The organism is Streptomyces sp. NPDC026500, assembly GCF_055567635.1.
In genome coordinates this window covers 101,107-116,511 of the sequence record NZ_JBVHQB010000012.1, presented here as the reverse complement: position 1 = coordinate 116,511, position 15,405 = coordinate 101,107, and the positions used below count along the sequence as shown (strand labels likewise).

14 protein-coding genes are annotated in these 15,405 nt (G+C 71.3%); 10 read left to right on the top strand and 4 right to left on the bottom strand.

What is annotated here, in order from left to right:
• Positions 1–27 precede the first annotated feature (27 nt).
• Positions 28–528: an SCO4402 family protein gene (locus tag ACZ4N5_RS22555; protein ID WP_361678488.1), complete on the top strand. Its 501-nt coding sequence runs from the start codon at positions 28–30 to the stop codon at positions 526–528.
• A 99-nt stretch (positions 529–627) separates the two neighbouring features.
• Positions 628–1,512, top strand: coding sequence for a formyltetrahydrofolate deformylase (gene purU, locus ACZ4N5_RS22550; RefSeq protein ID WP_467758848.1), 885 nt, complete (start codon positions 628–630; stop codon positions 1,510–1,512).
• Between the two features lie 78 nt (positions 1,513–1,590).
• Here purU and ACZ4N5_RS22545 read toward each other — a convergent pair whose 3' ends face one another.
• Complete coding sequence (locus ACZ4N5_RS22545) at positions 1,591–2,886, bottom strand: zf-HC2 domain-containing protein (protein WP_467758984.1); 1,296 nt, start codon at positions 2,884–2,886, stop codon at positions 1,591–1,593.
• A gap of 173 nt (positions 2,887–3,059) precedes the next feature.
• Positions 3,060–3,641, bottom strand: coding sequence for a sigma-70 family RNA polymerase sigma factor (locus ACZ4N5_RS22540; protein WP_467758847.1), 582 nt, complete (start codon positions 3,639–3,641; stop codon positions 3,060–3,062).
• A gap of 515 nt (positions 3,642–4,156) precedes the next feature.
• Here ACZ4N5_RS22540 and ACZ4N5_RS22535 point away from each other — a divergent pair.
• Both ACZ4N5_RS22535 and ACZ4N5_RS22530 read left to right on the top strand, forming a co-directional pair.
• Entirely contained in the window at positions 4,157–4,516 is a 360-nt protein-coding gene (locus ACZ4N5_RS22535) for an STAS domain-containing protein (RefSeq protein WP_355847427.1), read from the top strand.
• A gap of 277 nt (positions 4,517–4,793) precedes the next feature.
• Positions 4,794–5,306: an EF-hand domain-containing protein gene (locus ACZ4N5_RS22530; protein WP_467758846.1), complete on the top strand. Its 513-nt coding sequence runs from the start codon at positions 4,794–4,796 to the stop codon at positions 5,304–5,306.
• A 145-nt stretch (positions 5,307–5,451) separates the two neighbouring features.
• Here the strand turns inward: ACZ4N5_RS22530 and ACZ4N5_RS22525 are convergent, their stop codons facing one another.
• A complete protein-coding gene (locus ACZ4N5_RS22525) occupies positions 5,452–6,984 on the bottom strand; it encodes a class I adenylate-forming enzyme family protein (RefSeq protein ID WP_467758845.1) in 1,533 nt (510 codons plus the stop codon).
• Positions 6,985–7,177: 193 nt separating this feature from the next.
• On the opposite strand from ACZ4N5_RS22525, the gene ACZ4N5_RS22520 reads away from it, so the two are divergent.
• The 4 genes from ACZ4N5_RS22520 to ACZ4N5_RS22505 all read left to right on the top strand — a co-directional run bounded on the left by ACZ4N5_RS22520 (position 7,178) and on the right by ACZ4N5_RS22505 (position 11,519).
• On the top strand, positions 7,178–8,365 hold the full coding sequence (locus ACZ4N5_RS22520; RefSeq protein ID WP_467758844.1) for an amidohydrolase family protein: 1,188 nt from the start codon (positions 7,178–7,180) through the stop codon (positions 8,363–8,365).
• A complete protein-coding gene (locus ACZ4N5_RS22515) occupies positions 8,365–9,519 on the top strand; it encodes an acyl-CoA dehydrogenase family protein (RefSeq protein WP_467758843.1) in 1,155 nt (384 codons plus the stop codon). The genes ACZ4N5_RS22520 and ACZ4N5_RS22515 overlap by 1 nt, the downstream gene beginning before the upstream one ends.
• A gap of 9 nt (positions 9,520–9,528) precedes the next feature.
• Positions 9,529–10,581, top strand: a complete 1,053-nt coding sequence (locus tag ACZ4N5_RS22510; protein ID WP_467758842.1) for an acyl-CoA dehydrogenase family protein — start codon at positions 9,529–9,531, stop codon at positions 10,579–10,581.
• A 479-nt stretch (positions 10,582–11,060) separates the two neighbouring features.
• Entirely contained in the window at positions 11,061–11,519 is a 459-nt protein-coding gene (locus ACZ4N5_RS22505) for an ATP-binding protein (RefSeq protein WP_467758841.1), read from the top strand.
• Between the two features lie 677 nt (positions 11,520–12,196).
• Here the strand turns inward: ACZ4N5_RS22505 and ACZ4N5_RS22500 are convergent.
• On the bottom strand, positions 12,197–13,132 hold the full coding sequence (locus ACZ4N5_RS22500; RefSeq protein ID WP_467758840.1) for a cyclase family protein: 936 nt from the start codon (positions 13,130–13,132) through the stop codon (positions 12,197–12,199).
• Positions 13,133–13,228: 96 nt separating this feature from the next.
• Here ACZ4N5_RS22500 and ACZ4N5_RS22495 point away from each other — a divergent pair, with 96 nt between their 5' ends.
• Entirely contained in the window at positions 13,229–14,140 is a 912-nt protein-coding gene (locus ACZ4N5_RS22495) for an SDR family oxidoreductase (protein WP_467758839.1), read from the top strand.
• A gap of 58 nt (positions 14,141–14,198) precedes the next feature.
• The gene (locus ACZ4N5_RS22490; RefSeq protein ID WP_467758838.1) at positions 14,199–15,368 is read left to right on the top strand and encodes an acyl-CoA dehydrogenase family protein; all 1,170 of its coding nucleotides are present in this window, start codon (positions 14,199–14,201) and stop codon (positions 15,366–15,368) included.
• Positions 15,369–15,405: the final 37 nt, after the last annotated feature.

Sequence of the window (15,405 nt, the reverse complement as noted above, 5' to 3'; positions counted from 1 at the left end):
CTGATTTTCACAGGGAACGTACGATCGGTGACCGTGCAAGACTCGGAGAACTCTTCCCGCCGCGGGCGTCGCTCATCCACCATGGGCGGCATGCCACTGAACGACATGCCTTGGTGGCGCTGGCGCAGCAATGTGCGCTCCGCGCTGCACATGCTTTCCGACCCCGCCTTCCAACGAGACGTCTGGCTCGCCGGCGTCGACGGGTACGGCGACGTCACCGACGCCGTGTACCGCCTGGTCGAGGACACCTGGCTGGACAACTGGTCGGCCGAGAAGTACGTCGGCACGATCTTCCGGGACTCCCAGGAGGCGGCCCTCGTGGACAGTGCCGTCCTGCGGGTCCTGCGGATCATGCACCAGGTCGGACCGGACGCGCCCGTCTCCGCCTATCTCGACCACCAGGGGTGGCCGGACGCCTTGCAGGCCGCGCGCGCCGCGCACGTACGGCTGGCGTCGAGCGACGGCGAGGACCCGGACGCGCCTCCGCGCACCCTCGAGGTCCTGAGGATCCTTACGCGGTCGGCCTAGCGGTTCGACCGGGGGCCGGCGGTCGGGGGGTGCCTCCATGGCGTCCGCGTGGCGGGACGGCACTCCGCCGCGGGGGCCTGGTATGGGACCCTGTCCCGCATGAATGAGCCGTCCGTCCGCGGGAGCGCGCCCGCCGCCGAGCAGTACGTCCTGACCCTGTCCTGCCCCGACAAGCAGGGCATCGTGCACGCCGTGTCGAGCTACTTGTTCATGACCGGCTGCAACATCGAGGACAGTCAGCAGTTCGGCGACCCCGACACGGGTCTGTTCTTCATGCGCGTCCACTTCTCGGCGGAGTCGCCGGTGACGGTGGAAAAGCTGCGCGCCAGCTTCACGGCGATCGGTGACGCCTTCCACATGGAATGGCAGATCCACCGGGCCGAGGACCGGATGCGGGTCGTCCTCATGGTCAGCAAGTTCGGCCACTGCCTGAACGACCTGCTCTTCCGCGCGCGGATCGGTGCGCTGCCCGTCGACATCGCCGCAGTGGTCTCCAACCACACGGACTTCGCGGAGCTCGTGGGGTCGTACGACGTGCCCTTCCACCACATCGCGGTGACGAGGGACACCAAGGCCGAGGCCGAGGCGCAGCTGCTGGAGCTGGTGCGCGAGAAGGGCGTCGAGCTGGTCGTCCTCGCCCGCTATATGCAGGTCCTCTCGGACGACCTGTGCAAGCAGCTCAGCGGCCGCATCATCAACATCCATCACTCCTTCCTGCCGAGCTTCAAGGGCGCCAAGCCGTACCACCAGGCGCACGCCCGCGGGGTCAAGCTCATCGGCGCCACCGCGCACTACGTGACCGCCGACCTCGACGAGGGCCCGATCATCGAGCAGGAGGTCGAGCGGGTCGGCCACGGCGTCACCCCCGACCAGCTGGTCGCCATCGGCCGTGACGTGGAGTGTCAGGCGCTGGCCCGCGCGGTGAAGTGGCACGCGGAACGCCGCATCCTGCTGAACGGTCGCCGGACGGTCATTTTCGCGTGACCGCGTGACCCCGCAAGGGCGTAGGGGGACGTACCGGCACGGGTGTCGGGCGGTCGTGGGTTCGCCGCCGCGGCCGGGTTACATCCGGCTCAGTGACGCCGCCGCGAACAGCACGTCCCTGATGGCCTCGCGGTCGCCGTCCTGTCCGGCGGCCGCTTCCTCCGGGGACACATGGCCCGCGGCCAGGCGGCAGAACTCCACCCCGTCCAGTGCGACATGGGCCACCTCGCGCTCGGCGGAGCCGACGGAGCCGGGCGAATCGAGCGGGATGAGCCACTCGCCGCCCCCGGAGCCCTCGATCTCGAGGCGCAGGCTGCGCCCCGGAGTGCCCGCCGCGACGAGATGGCGGGCCGGTGGGGCCGACAGCCCGGCCCGGCGCCGCCCGGCGAGCGAGACGGGCAGCATCCGCGCGGCCAGGTCGATCATGCGGTGGAGGTGCCGGGGAGCGGGCGGTTCGTACGGGTAGTCCACGGCGTCCGCGATGTCCCCCGCGTGCACCCAGCACTCGAAGGCCCGGTCCAGCATCGAGTCGCTGAGCGGCAGCTCGAAGCCGCCGTACGCCACGGTGAGCCGCCCGGAGCCCTTCCCGCCCCCGGCCTCGCCCGCGTGGGAGGTGCCTCCCTCCACGAACGACACGGTCCGGACGATGCTGTGGCTCTGCTCCCGCCAGGGCCCGCGCACGGACCGGGTGGGAGGGACACGCGAGGCACGCCAGTACGCCTCGGTACGGTCCTGCGGTGTCGGCCGCTCCGCTTCGGCCCCGCCGAGCGGGTCGTCCAGTCCCAGCGCGACGGCGACCAGTCCGTCGACGGTCAGCAGATGGGCGATGACCCCGGCGACCGTTGTACGGCGGCTCACGGGCCCGTCGCCCTCGAACCAGCGCAGCCGCACGGGGGCGTGCCATTCGGAGCCGCCGATGTCCTGGAGCAGGGCGTCGAGGCGGGCGGTCTCCGCGTCGTACGGAGCGGCCCACTCGGGTACCGGGATACGCGGCGGGCGTCGGCCCAGGCAGCTCGTCAGGACGCGGGTGCGCAGCGTCGGGTTCAGGTCGAGGCTCTCCGCGGGGTGCAGCAGCCCGACCGCCTCGCGCAGCCGCAGCGCCTCTTCCGCGCAGGAGCCGCAGTGCCCGAGGTGTTCCTCGACGGCCGTCGTCTCGTCCGCCGAGCAGGCGGCCAGCGCCCACGCGCCGAGCAGCGACTTCAGGACCCGGTGTTCGAGGACGAGCGGCGCCGGTCCGGTGGCGGCGGCCGGTTCGGGCAGCGGCAGTCCGGTGTCCTCCACGGAGACGCGCGGCAGGGGTATGCGCGGCGGCCCGTCCGGCCGCGGGGCGGCGTCACCGCCGCTGCCCACGTCCTCCCGCCCGTCCTCATGCATGCCGCTGTGCCCGTCCTCGTCCACGACCTCATGCACGACTTCGTCCACGACCTCATGCACGTCTTCGTGCCCGGCCTCGTGCACGCCTTCGTGCCTGTTCACGCCCTCGTCCGCATGCATGCCCTCGCGCCCGTCCTCGTCGTCGAACGACTCGAAACGGTCCGTTCCCTCGCTCACCGCGCACCCCCGTATTCCGGCGGTGCGCCGGTGGGTCCGGTGTCGTGGGCGGTGGACAGGAGCTGGAGGCCGAGGCGGAGCCGGCGGCGGGCCTCGTCCTCGGTGACGCCGAGGTCGGCGGCGGCCTGGCGGTAGTCACGGCGCTGGAAGTACGCGAGCTCCAGGGCGGCCCGCAGCGGGGTCGGCATGGACGTGACGATGTAGTCCGCGCGGGCGGCGACGGACGCGCTGCGCACCTTGCGCTCCAGTTCCTCGGCGGTGCCGTCGCCGCCCTGGGCGAGTGCGGCGGTCTCGGTGGCGCGCAGGCGCTGCACGGCCAGGCGGTGGGTCAGCGTGGCGACCCAGGAGCGCAGCGGACCCTGCTTGGGGTCGTAGGCGTCGGGGTTCTCCCAGACGTGGGCGAAGACCTCGCGGGTGATCCCGTCGGCGGCCCGCTCGTCTCCGAGCACACGATGGGCGAGACCGTGCACGAGCGAGGCGAACCGGTCGTAGAGCTCACCGAGCGCTGCCGCCTCTCCGCGTGAGAGCCGCTGCTGCATCTTGCGGTCCCAGCGGGGCGGTGCGTCCTGCGTCGCCATACGGCCCCCTCACCCCTGGTCGTGTCCGGCGCCCGTCCGTGTGTCCGTTTGTCTCCGTGTCCGGCAGGTGTCCCGGTCGTGTCCCCTGCCGCTGTCCAGCCATGCGGTGCTGCTGTCCAGCCTGTGCGCAACTGCTGTCCTGAATGTAGTCGGCACGTCCGACGACGCACGCCCCTTTGCATCAATGTGCGCCCCTGGACAGGCGATGGATGGTAGAGGCGCGCCACTTCCGTCCCTAGATCTGATCGCAACTGGTCGTACACGACCGAAAGGGAACCCTCCTGAAGCATTTTCGACCGTACACAGGCGTTTCTTCCTGGCGGGATCCGTGTTTCATGGAACTACGGCGGGGCAGCCGCGCTGGAAGGAAGCGTACGGAGTGCTTCCGTTTCTGCTGGGCGAGGCGAGCGAGAGGCGTGGCGGTGACGCTCAAGGTGACCCACGTGACCGACGTGACCGACGGCGACGGCGGCGCGGGCGGCGCAGGGAGAGGGAGTACGGGCGGTCCGGGCGCCGTGGGCGGCCAGGAGGGCGAGTGGGCCGTGCTGCGGGTGTCGGGCGAGCTCGACCTCGTGACGTCGCCGGCGCTGCGCCAGAGCGTGCACGACGTGGTGGCCGCGGGCCGGCACAGCATCGTCCTGGACCTCTCAGAGGTCGTGTTCTGCGACTCCAGCGGTGTCGGTGTCCTGATCGCGGCCCGCCGTCTCATGCGCTCCTGCCGGGGGCGTCTGCGGCTGATCCTGCCCGCCCAGGGTGCGGCCGACGGCTCCCACGTCAACCGCGTCCTCGGGGCCCTCGGCGTGCGCCGTCTCTTCGACGTGTACCCAGACGTCGACGCGGCCGTCGACGAGGAGTCCCGCCCGCTGTCGGCGTGACCGACCGGCCGCCACGCCTTCCGTTCGGTCGCCCGCACCCGCCCCGGAACCGTGCCCCCGCCCCTGCCCCGCCCCTACCCTTGCCCCGCGCTCGCCCGGAGTGACGCCCCCTGCTCGTTGCGCGACGCACGGCCACGCCGTTGTTCCAGAATTTTTGCGGTCTTGGTACAACCGTCGCTTTCCGGCTCCCCGGCCGACTCGGGCGTCGTACGCTCCGTCCCAGATGAAGTGCAGTCCGGCTCAGGCCGGCTGAGAAGTGAGGCGGTCCGAACACACCATGGTCAGTACCGAGTACGAGCGCAGGATTGCCGCCCGGTTCGCCGGATTCGACCAGGACGGCAACGGCTATATCGACCGGGAGGACTTCAATGCCGCGACCAAGGCACTTCTCGCCGAGTTCGGTACGACGGCCAGGTCGGACAAGGGCCAGGCCCTGTACATCGGAGCCGAGGCGTTCTGGCAGGGCATGGCCGGGATAGCGGACCGGGACGGCGACCAGCGGATCACCCGCGAGGAGTTCGTGAGCGGCGCCGTGAAGCGGCTGCGCGACAACCCCGACCGGTTCGCCGAGATCGCCCGCCCCTTCCTGCACGCGGCCCTCGCGGTGGCGGACACCGACGGGGACGGCGTGGCCACGGTCGAGGAGACCACGCGCGTTCTCAGGGCCCTCGGAGTGGGTGACGACATCGCCGCCGACGCGGCAGCCGCCCTGGACGCGGACGCCGACGGACGGATCGGCGAGACGGAGGTCGTGAGCGCGTTCGCCCGCTACTTCACGGTGCCGGAATAGGGCGCTCCGGGACCGGCCGGCGCTCACCCCGGCCGGCCGGTGCGGGGACCGGTCCGGCCGACCGCTCAACCCGGGACGGGTCGGTCCGCCCGCTCCGGGACCTCGGACGGCCGACCCCGTGTGGACCGGGCCGGCCGACCGGACCTCACCCCGAAAAGTGCTCCCTGAGCCGGTACTTGAGCACCTTCCGTAGCGTCTCGTTGCGCGGAAGGGCGTCCACGACCTCCAGCTGCTCCGGCAGCTTGTGCACGGACAGGCCTTCTCCGCGCAGATACGACGTCACCGCGGCCAGCGTCAACTCCGCTGCTCCCGGCGGCTGTTCGACGACCGCGCAGACGCGCTCCCCGCGCTCGGCGTCGGGCAGGCCGATCACGGCGACGTCCCCGACCGCCGGGTGCCGGTGCAGCAGGTCCTCGATCTCCTTGGCGGAGATGTTCTCCCCCTTGCGGATGATGACGTCCTTCACCCGGCCGGTGAGAACGAGGTGACCGCTCTCGGTCAGATGCCCCACGTCCCCGGTGATCAGGAACCCGTCCCCGTCGAACGCTTCCGCCGTCTGCGCCGGGTTCAGATACCCCTGGCACACGGCCTCCCCCCGGAGCCGTACGTCCCCGTCGACACCGCAGGGCCGGGAGGCTCCCGCCGGGTCCACGATCCGTATCTCCATGCCGTGTGGGGGCCTGCCCTCCGTGGTCGCGAGGTTCTCCACCGTGTCGTCCGGAGCGCCCATCGTGATCATCGGGACCTCGGTCATCCCGTACCCGTGGGTGAGCTGCACGCCCATCTCCCGGACCACGGAGTGGTAGACCTCGGGCGGCTTCGGGGCTCCGCCGCCCGCGAGCAGCCGCAGTGTGGGAATGACCGGCTCCCCGGGCCGCTTGCGCTGCTCGGCGAGGAACATCGAGTAGAACGCGGTCGATCCGCCCGCCACCGTCACGCCGTGCTTGCGGTAGTCCTCCAGGGCGGCGGGCAGCGCGAAGTGCTCGAACAGCACGGCCGGGAAGCCGTACAGCAGCAGCATCACCGTGTAGTCGGGCCCGGCGATGTGCGCGTACGGGAAGGCCATCGAGCCCACGTCGTCGGCGGACAGCCGCAGCGCGTGGGCGAGGCAGGAGCCGCCTGCGATCAGTGAACGGTCGGTGTGCAGCACGCCCTTGGGGTCGGAGGTGGTGCCCGAGGTCCAGTAGATCCAGCGGACGGAGGTGCCGTCGGCGGGCGGGGCGGGCAGGACGGCTGGATCACCGTCGGGCAGCGTGTCGTACGCCTCGAAGACGTTCTTCGCGCCGAGCCGGTGCGCCATCGCGGTGTGGTCGAAGCCGCGCCACTCGCCCGGCACGGCGAAGTACTCCGCCTTCGACTCCCGCAACGCGAAGCCGACTTCGCGGTCGCGGTAGAAGGGGATGACGGGCGACTGCACCGCGCCGATACGGGCCAGCGCGAAGGACAGCAGGGCGGTCTCGATCCGGGTGGGCAGCTGCCAGGCGACCACCGTGCCGGGGCGTACGCCCTTGTCGTGGAGGCCCGCCGCCACCCGCTCGGCGCGGTCGCGCAACTCGCCGAAGCTCAGGGAGCGGTCGTCCTGGAGCAGGACCGGCCGGTCGGGGGTGAGGTCGGCACGGCGGGCGACCAGATCCCACAGCCTGCGCGCGGAACTCAGGGCGTGTGCGGTGTCGTTCACTTCGGCCCCCTGCGGTCGTTCGCTTCGACGCCCGAAGCTGACGGGCAGTCAGATCGTGCGCAGAGCGTAGGGCCCGCCGCCTTGTCGGTCCATAGGCGCGGAGCTAGCCTGCTTCTGAACAGATATCTGACGACCCATCAGATACGTCGTGGGGGACACCCGCGGACGGACCCGTACGCAGGCGGAGGGGACCATGACCGAACTGCCCCGCATCATCAGCGTCGACGACCATGTGATCGAGCCCGCGCACCTCTTCGAGGCCTGGCTGCCGCGGAAGTACCGGGAGCGCGGTCCGCAGCCGCTCACCGCCGGGATCGGCGAACTCGCCTACGTCGCGGGCAAGTACCAGATCACCATGGACCCGGACGGTCCGCCGACCGACTGGTGGATCTACGAGGACCTCAAGTTCCCGTACAAGCGCAACATCGCCGCCGTCGGCTTCGACCGCGACGAGATGACGCTGGAGGGCATCACCCGCGCGGAGATGCGGCGCGGCTGCTGGGACCCCGTCGAGCGCCTCAAGGACATGGACCTCAACCATGTCGAGGCCAGCCTCTGCTTCCCCACCTTCCCGCGCTTCTGCGGCCAGACCTTCGCCGAGGCGCACGACAAGGAAGTGGCCCTGGCCTGTGTGCGGGCGTACAACGACTGGATGGTCGAGGAGTGGTGCGGCGACAGCGGCGGTCGGCTGATCCCGCTGTGCCTCATCCCCCTGTGGGACATCGACCTCGCCGTCGCGGAGATCCGCCGCAACGCGGCCCGGGGCGTGAAGGCCGTCACCTTCTCCGAGATCCCCACCTACCTGGGGCTGCCCTCCATCCACTCCGGCCACTGGGACCCGTTCTTCGCGGTCTGCCAGGAGACCGGGACGGTGGTGAACATGCACATCGGCTCGTCCTCCCAGATGCCCGCCGCGTCCCCCGACGCGCCCCCAGCCGTCCAGGCCTCGCTGTCCTTCAACAACGCGATGGCCTCGATGATGGACTTCCTGTTCAGCGGCGTCCTGGTGAAGTTCCCGCGCCTCAAACTCGCCTACTCCGAAGGCCAGATGGGCTGGATCCCGTACGCCCTGGAGCGCGCCGACGACGTCTGGTCGGAGCACCGCGCCTGGGGCGGGGTCAGGGACCTGATCCCGGAGCCCCCGTCGACGTACTACTACCGGCAGATCTTCTGCTGCTTCTTCCGCGACAAGCACGGCGTGGCGTCCCTGGACGTGGTGGGCCGCGACAACGCCACCTTCGAGACCGACTACCCGCACGTCGACTCGACCTTCCCGCACACCAAGGAAGTCGCCCTCGACCATGTGAAGGGCCTCGACGACGAGACGATCCACAAGCTGATGCGGGGCAACGCCATCCGCATGCTGGACCTGGACCTGTAGTGGACCTGACGTACACGCTCGAGGAGGAGGAGTTCCGCGCGCGCCTGCGGACGTGGCTCGCCGGGGTCCTTCCGACGCTGCCGCCGAAACCGTCCCCGGACGACTGGCCCGCGCGACGGGCGTACGACCTCGGCTGGCAGCGCATGCTGTACGACGCCGGGTACGCGGGCCTGCACTGGCCCGTCGACGCCGGCGGCCGGGGCGCCACCCCGACGCAGCACCTCATCTACCTGGAGGAGACGGAGAACGCGGGCGCTCCCTACGTAGGGGCCAACTTCGTCGGGCTGCTGCACGCCGGTCCGACCATCGCCTCCGAAGGGAGCGCCGGACAGCGGGCGCGCTGGCTGCCGCCCGTGCTGCGCGGCGAGGAGGTCTGGTGCCAGGGCTTCAGCGAGCCGGGCGCCGGCTCGGACCTCGCGGCCCTGCGCACGCGCGCGTGGCGGGACGGCGACGACTACGTGGTGAGCGGGTCCAAGATCTGGACCTCCCACGCCGAGGTCGCCGACTGGTGCGAGCTCCTGGTGCGGACGGACCCCGCCGCGCGCAAGCACCGGGGCATCACCTGGCTCGCGATGCCGATGGACGCACCAGGGATCACCGTCCGGCCGCTGCGGACGCTCGCGGGCTCCACCGAGTTCGCGGAGGTCTTCCTCGACGAGGTGCGCGTCCCGGTCGCCAACCGCGTCGGCGCCGAGAACGACGGCTGGCGCGTGACCATGGTGACGCTGTCCTACGAGCGCGGCACCGCCTTCGTGGGCGAAGTGGTCGCCTGCCGACGCGTCTTGGCCGAGGTCGCGCGCGAGGCGCGGAAGAACGGACGCTGGGACGACGCCGTGCTGCGCCGCCGTCTCGGCCGGCTGAACGCCGAGTTCCGCGCGCTGTGGCGGCTCACCCAGTGGAACGTCAGCGAGGCGCAGGGGACCGGGGGAGTGCCCGGCGTCGGCGGTTCGGTCTTCAAACTGAGCTACTCGCACGCCCGCCAGGAACTGTTCGACGCCGCCGCCGAGGTCCTCGGCCCCGAAGCCCTGGATCTGGGACGGGAGTGGACCCTGGACCGGCTGTCCTCACTGTCGTACACCATCGCGGCCGGCACCTCGCAGATCCAGCGGAACATCGTGGCCGAGCGGATCCTCGGCCTTCCCAGGGGGAGGTGAGTTCGGAAAATGGACTTCCGACTCACGGATGATCAAAGGGCTCTGCGGCAGGGGATCAGGGAGTTGCTGGAGGGCCGGTTCGGGCGGGAGGCACTGCGCGCGGCCGTCGACCGGGCGGACGGGCGGGCCGGGACGACGGACGGGAAGCACCCGGAGCGTGGGCGTGTCCTCGACCGGGAGCTGTGGCGCGAGCTCGGTGCGGCGGGGTTCTTCGCGCTGCGCCTGCCCGAGGCCGAGGGCGGCGTCGGACAGGGTCTCCCGGAGGCGGTGCTGGCCTTCGAGGAGGCGGGGCGGGTCCTGCTGCCGGGCCCGCTGATCGCCACGCATGTCGCCGCGGGCGCCGTGGCCGGGGCGGCCACCGGAGAGGTGGTCGTCACGTCCGTCGACGGAGGGCTCGTGGAATGGCTGGCCGAGGCCGACGTCGTCCGCGGGAACGCCACCGGAGCCGAACCGCTGGCCTCGGTGGACCCGCTGACCCCCCTGCACCGGCTGCCCGCCGCCACCGACGCGCGGCCCGGGAGCGGCGCACTCCGGGGTCCCTGGACACCGGGCGGGCCCGGCGGTCCGCTGGTGCCGGACGGGTTCGGTGGCTCCCCGGCGCCGGATGCGCTCGGCAGTCCCGCGCCTCCGCGGGCCGGGGACGCGCTGCTCGCGTCGCTCCTCACCGCCGCCGAGCAGCTCGGCAGCGCCGCCCGGACCTGTGAGGCGGCCGTGCAACACGCCCGGACGCGCGAGCAGTTCGGGCAGCCGATCGGGGCCTTCCAGGCGGTGCAGCACCTGTGTGCGGGCATGCTCGTACGGGTCGAGGTGGCCCGCGCGGCCGTCTATGCCGCCTCGGTCACCGCCGACCCGGTGGACATCGCGGCGGCCCGTCTGCTCGCGGACGACGCCGCCGTGCGCGGCGCCCGCGACTGTCTCCAGGTGTTCGGCGGCATGGGCTTCACCTGGGAGTCCGACGTCCATCTGCACCTGAAGAGGGCCTGGATACGGACACATCGTGCGGGTGGCGCTACACAGAGCGAGGAGGAGCTGGCGGACGACTTGGTGGCCGGGACGGCGTAAGGGGCCGCTGTCCTGGGGTGCTGCGGGACGAACGTGGGCGGATGTCGCGGATCGTGGCAGACCGGAATCACGGAGCGTTGAGACCGGGTTGTGTCCTAGGCGTGACTTGTCACGGCCTGGAGTCGGCGCCGGGCTCCGGTACCTTGTGTGGGATGCGAGTGGTTCTGAGGCTGAGCCATCCCGGTGTTGCCCCCGAGGCCGCGCCGAACCCGGCGATGCGCGCCGTTCGCAAGGCAGGGCGGACCCCCGTACCTGCCTGTTCGACTCCCCGTGGCGAGCGTCGCACAGTATGCCGCACGCGTACTCCTTCGCGCTGGAATATGCCCGAAGCGCTTGTTGGGGTGACTGTACGTCAACCATGCTGTCTCGCAAGGGAATCACGTTCCGTGATCCTTGTTCTGGCCATGCAGAAAATGGCTACGATCGTGGCCCTTGTGAGGCGCGAGGCGATGTGTCCGCCGGTTCGGATGGTGTGAGCGGTGCAGGTGCTTCAAGTGCAGCTGGAGATCCGGCCCGACCCCGCAGAGGTGGGGCGAGCCCGGCAGTGGGCCCGTTCGAGGCTCGCGGGGTCCGGGATAGAAGCCGATGAACCACTCGCCGAGACGCTGATCCTGCTCGTCTCCGAGCTTGTCACGAACGCCGTGGTGCACACCGGGTGTCCGGCCGTGCTGCGCCTCTGTCTGCCGGGCAGCGGGGGCGGGGCCACCGTGCGCCTCGAAGTGGCCGACTCCAGCACCCGTCCGCCGATGCCCCGGCACGCCGACGGCGACGAGACCAACGGCCGCGGCCTGGAACTCGTCGACGGCCTCGCGGACCGCTGGGGCTGGAATCCCGAGGGTGCCGGCAAACGCATCTGGTGCGAGGTGGACCGCTGCGCTTCGGGCGTCTCGCCGGATGCCCCGTACGCGGCCGACGGCTTCGCGTACGAGGCGGTCTAGCGGCGGTCCGGCGGTCACTTCCCGCGCGCGCCGTGCGGGCCGACCGGGTCCGGTCGGCGAGGCGATCCCGCCTCACCCGTGACCATGCCGGGAGGCGGTACGGTCCGATCCGGTCACCGAGGTGATCCCGCCTTCCCCGCGCGCCTCGTGCGAGGCGGTGCAGCTCTTCCCGTGCATGTGGCGCGCCAGGCGCCTACTGCCCTCCGCGGCGCGACGCGTTCGAGTTCCCGGCCGTGCGGATCGCCCGGCCGCCCGGTTTCCGTGTGGCAGACCGTGGACGGCGGCGCACGGTTTTGTGCATGTATGCACGAAACCTCTGTACACGGCCGCGGTAGTGGCCGAATGCGCCGGGCCGTGCTTCCGTACGCGCTGTCTTAAATAGGGCGTAACGCCATAAATCCCCGAGCGGGTGTTGACGTGGCGTGTCCGTTTGATCACGCTTGTGTTCAGCGATTCGCCGCGAGGGGACGACGAGGGTTCCGGTGACGGGGGCCCTCGGCGAGTGCGAGTCGCGATTCGGCGTCGGCTCCCCCGCGGCCAGGGGGGCAGGGCGGGTACGCCGGAGGCGGATGGCGGCGCGCGGTGCCGTGCCCGGGGTGAGGTGGGGGACCTCCCGGTCGGGCGCAGTCGAGAGTGGGGGAGGCGCGCCGCCACTCGGCCCTCGCGCGAACGGACCCCTAGAGAACCGCCACGGGCGCCACGGGTGTGCCGGTACCCCCGACGAAGGGTTCCGGCATCGCCGACAGAAGGAACGCGTAGCGGCCTTCTTGTCCACAGGCTGTGGACAACTCTTCGAGATTCCAGTTCTGGCCCTGCAACATCCCCATTTCGACCAGATCGAGTGCATGTACGGGCAGCCACAGGTCCTCGATCTCGGGCGGGAAGATCTCGAACGTCAGGGTGTCGTTGGCGACCGCCGCGACATCGCGCGCGTGGAACCACTCCGGGGTGCGCACCGACAGGCCCGGCGACGGATACCCGTACCCGTGCTTGTCGCCCGCCAGGTACACCTGGATCTGCCCTGTCCGTACGAGCACGATGTCGCCTGCCCGGACCCGCGTGCCCGCCAACTCCTCGGCCGCCTCCAGATCTTCGGGGGTGACCGCGTGCCCGCCGGCAAGCCGGTGTTCGCCGCGCGCCCGCGCCACGTCGAGCAGGACACCGCGCGAGACGATGTGCCGCGGTTTGTCGATCCCGCCGAACTCGGCGCCGCCGTGCGGGGTGACGGTGGAGGCGGGGCGGCCGTTGTAGAGCTTGCCGGAGTGCGAGACGTGGGTCAGCGCGTCCCAGTGGGTGCCCGCCTGGAGGCCCATGGTCACGGCGTCGTCGCTGCAGGCCACCGTGCCGGGGCCGAAGATCTCCTGGTTGATCTGCACCATCGCGTGCAGCGGGTTGACCCGCCCCGGGATCATGCCGGTCTGCACGCCGTCCTGCTGGAGCGGGAGGGCGAGCGGTACGCGGCGCCCGGTCCGCACGGCCGCGGCGGCTTCCCGGACCACCTCGTCGGTGATGAGGTTCAGCGTCCCGATCTCGTCGTCGGCCCCCCAGCGCCCCCAGTTGTTCACGCGTTTGGCGATCTCGTGGAACTCCGGATGAAGCGTCGGCCCTGACATGAGTCCTCCCCGGGGGCTTGCCTCCAGGTATCTGACGGGTCGTAGAATCCGAGTTGAATCTAACGGACCGTCAGAAACTGCGGGAAGGGGCCGGGTGTGGGGAACTTCTTGGCGGGCAAGGTCATCGCCGTCACGGGCGCGGGGCGGGGGATAGGCCGGGCGGTCGCCCTCGCCGCGGCGGCCGAGGGCGCGCGCGTCGTCGTCAACGACTACGGCGTGTCCGTCGAGGGCGCCGAGCCCACGAGTTCGGTCGCGGACACCGTCGTCAAGGAGATCGAGGCGGCCGGCGGGGAAGCGGTCGCGGTGGCCGACGACATCTCGACGATGACGGGCGGGCAGCACGTCGTCGACACCGCGCTCGCGTCGTACGGGCGGATCGACGGCGTGGTGTGCGTGGCCGGAATCCTGCGCGAACGGATGCTCTTCAACATGTCCGAACAGGAGTGGGACCCGGTGGTCGCCACCCACCTCAAGGGCACGTTCACGCTCTTCCGGGCCGCCTCGGCGGTGATGCGCAAACAGGGCTCGGGCACGCTGATCGGTTTCACCAGCGGCAACCACCAGGGCTCGGTCGCCCAGGCCAATTACAGCGCGGCGAAGGGCGGAATCATCTCGCTGGTGCGCAGCGCGGCCCTCGGACTGCACAAGTACGGAGTCACCGCGAACGCCGTCGCGCCCGTCGCCCGTACCCGCATGTCGGCGAACGTCCCGATGGAGCTGAAGGAGATCGGCGAACCGGAGGACGTGGCCGCCCTCGTGGTCTACCTGCTGTCGGACCGGGCCCGCGAGGAACGCATCACCGGGCAGGTCTACACGATCGCCGGACCCAAGATCGCCGTATGGGCCCAGCCCCGCGAACTGCGCGCCGGATACGCCGAGGGCGCCTGGACCCCGGAGAAGATCGCCGACTTCCTGCCCGGGACCGTCGGCGTCGATCCGATGCCGTTGCTGGAACAACTGGAGGCGATGGCGCGGGCGGCGGCGGAGCGGACGCGCCCCAACGCGTGAGTCCGCTGTGTGACTTCGTCTCGTGAGTCCGTCGTCGGGTCCGGTGGGAGGAGAGCGCGTGGATTTCGCATTCGGTCCGCAGGACGAGGTCTTCCGGCGCGAGGCGCGGGCCTGGCTGGAGGAGCACCTGGCCGCCGGCACGCCCGCGCGCCGCGACTGGGAGCGGGGACTCGGGAGGGGCGGCTGGATCGGACTCGGCTGGGACGAGGACGGGTACGGGAACCGGCGCGCGGAACTGACCCGACAGGTCGTGTGGGCCGAGGAGTACGCGCGCTCGAAGGCGCCGGCCCGGTCCGGGCACATCGGCGAGAACCTGCTGGCGCCCACGCTCATCGCGCACGGGACGCCGAAACAGAAACGACGCTTCCTGCCGCCGATCGCCCAGGGCCGGGAGCTGTGGTGCCAGGGATACAGCGAACCCGGCGCGGGCTCGGACCTGGCGGGCGTCCGGACGACCGCCGTACGGGACTCGGGGGCCGTTCCGGCGGAGGCGTTCCGGGTCACGGGGCAGAAGGTCTGGACCTCGCTCGCCCACGAGGCGGACTGGTGCTTCGTGCTCGCCCGTACGGAGCCGGGGTCCACCCGTCACCACGGCCTGTCCTTCCTCCTCGTCCCCATGGACCAGCCGGGTCGCGTCGAGGTCCGTCCGATCCGTCAGTTGACCGGCACGAGCGAGTTCAACGAGGTGTTCTTCGACGGGGCGGTGGCACGGGCCGAGCATGTGGTCGGTGGCGAGGGGAACGGCTGGCGGGTCGCCATGAGCCTGCTCGGATTCGAGCGCGGGGTCTCCACGCTCGCCCAGCAGATCGGGTTCGCGGAGGAGCTGGGGCGCGTGCTGCGGACGGCCGTCGCGACGGGGGCGGCCACGGATCCCGTCGTACGCGACCGACTCGTGCGGCTGTGGGCCGAGTTGCGCACGATGCGGTGGAACGCCCTTCGCACGCTGGGCGGTTCGGGGAGCCCCGGAGGCGCGGGGGCGCCGAGTGCGGCGAAGTTGCTGTGGGGCGACTGGCATCGGCGGCTGGGCGAGCTGGCGGTGCAGGTGCGGGGGCCCGGAGCGGCGGTGGGCCCGGCGGACTGGTCTGCTGCGCTGCCGTACGAACTGGACGCCGCCCAGCACCTGTTCCTCTTCAGCCGGGCCGACACGATCTACGGCGGCTCGGACGAGATCCAGCGCACGATCATCGCCGAGCGCACGCTCGGCCTGCCGAAAGAGCCCCGGGGCTAGCCACGACCCGCCCCGGCACGGCCCAGGAACGGTCCAG

Coding starts and splice junctions, on each gene's coding strand:
- ACZ4N5_RS22500 (WP_467758840.1), bottom strand. CDS start 13,132: ATGTCAGGGCCGACGCTTCATCCGGAGTTCCACGAGATCGCCAAACGC.
- ACZ4N5_RS22545 (WP_467758984.1), bottom strand. CDS start 2,886: ATGCATGAGGACGGGCGGGAGGACGTGGGCAGCGGCGGTGACGCCGCC.
- ACZ4N5_RS22540 (WP_467758847.1), bottom strand. CDS start 3,641: ATGGCGACGCAGGACGCACCGCCCCGCTGGGACCGCAAGATGCAGCAG.
- ACZ4N5_RS22510 (WP_467758842.1), top strand. CDS start 9,529: ATGGACTTCCGACTCACGGATGATCAAAGGGCTCTGCGGCAGGGGATC.
- ACZ4N5_RS22520 (WP_467758844.1), top strand. CDS start 7,178: ATGACCGAACTGCCCCGCATCATCAGCGTCGACGACCATGTGATCGAG.
- purU (WP_467758848.1), top strand. CDS start 628: ATGAATGAGCCGTCCGTCCGCGGGAGCGCGCCCGCCGCCGAGCAGTAC.
- ACZ4N5_RS22530 (WP_467758846.1), top strand. CDS start 4,794: ATGGTCAGTACCGAGTACGAGCGCAGGATTGCCGCCCGGTTCGCCGGA.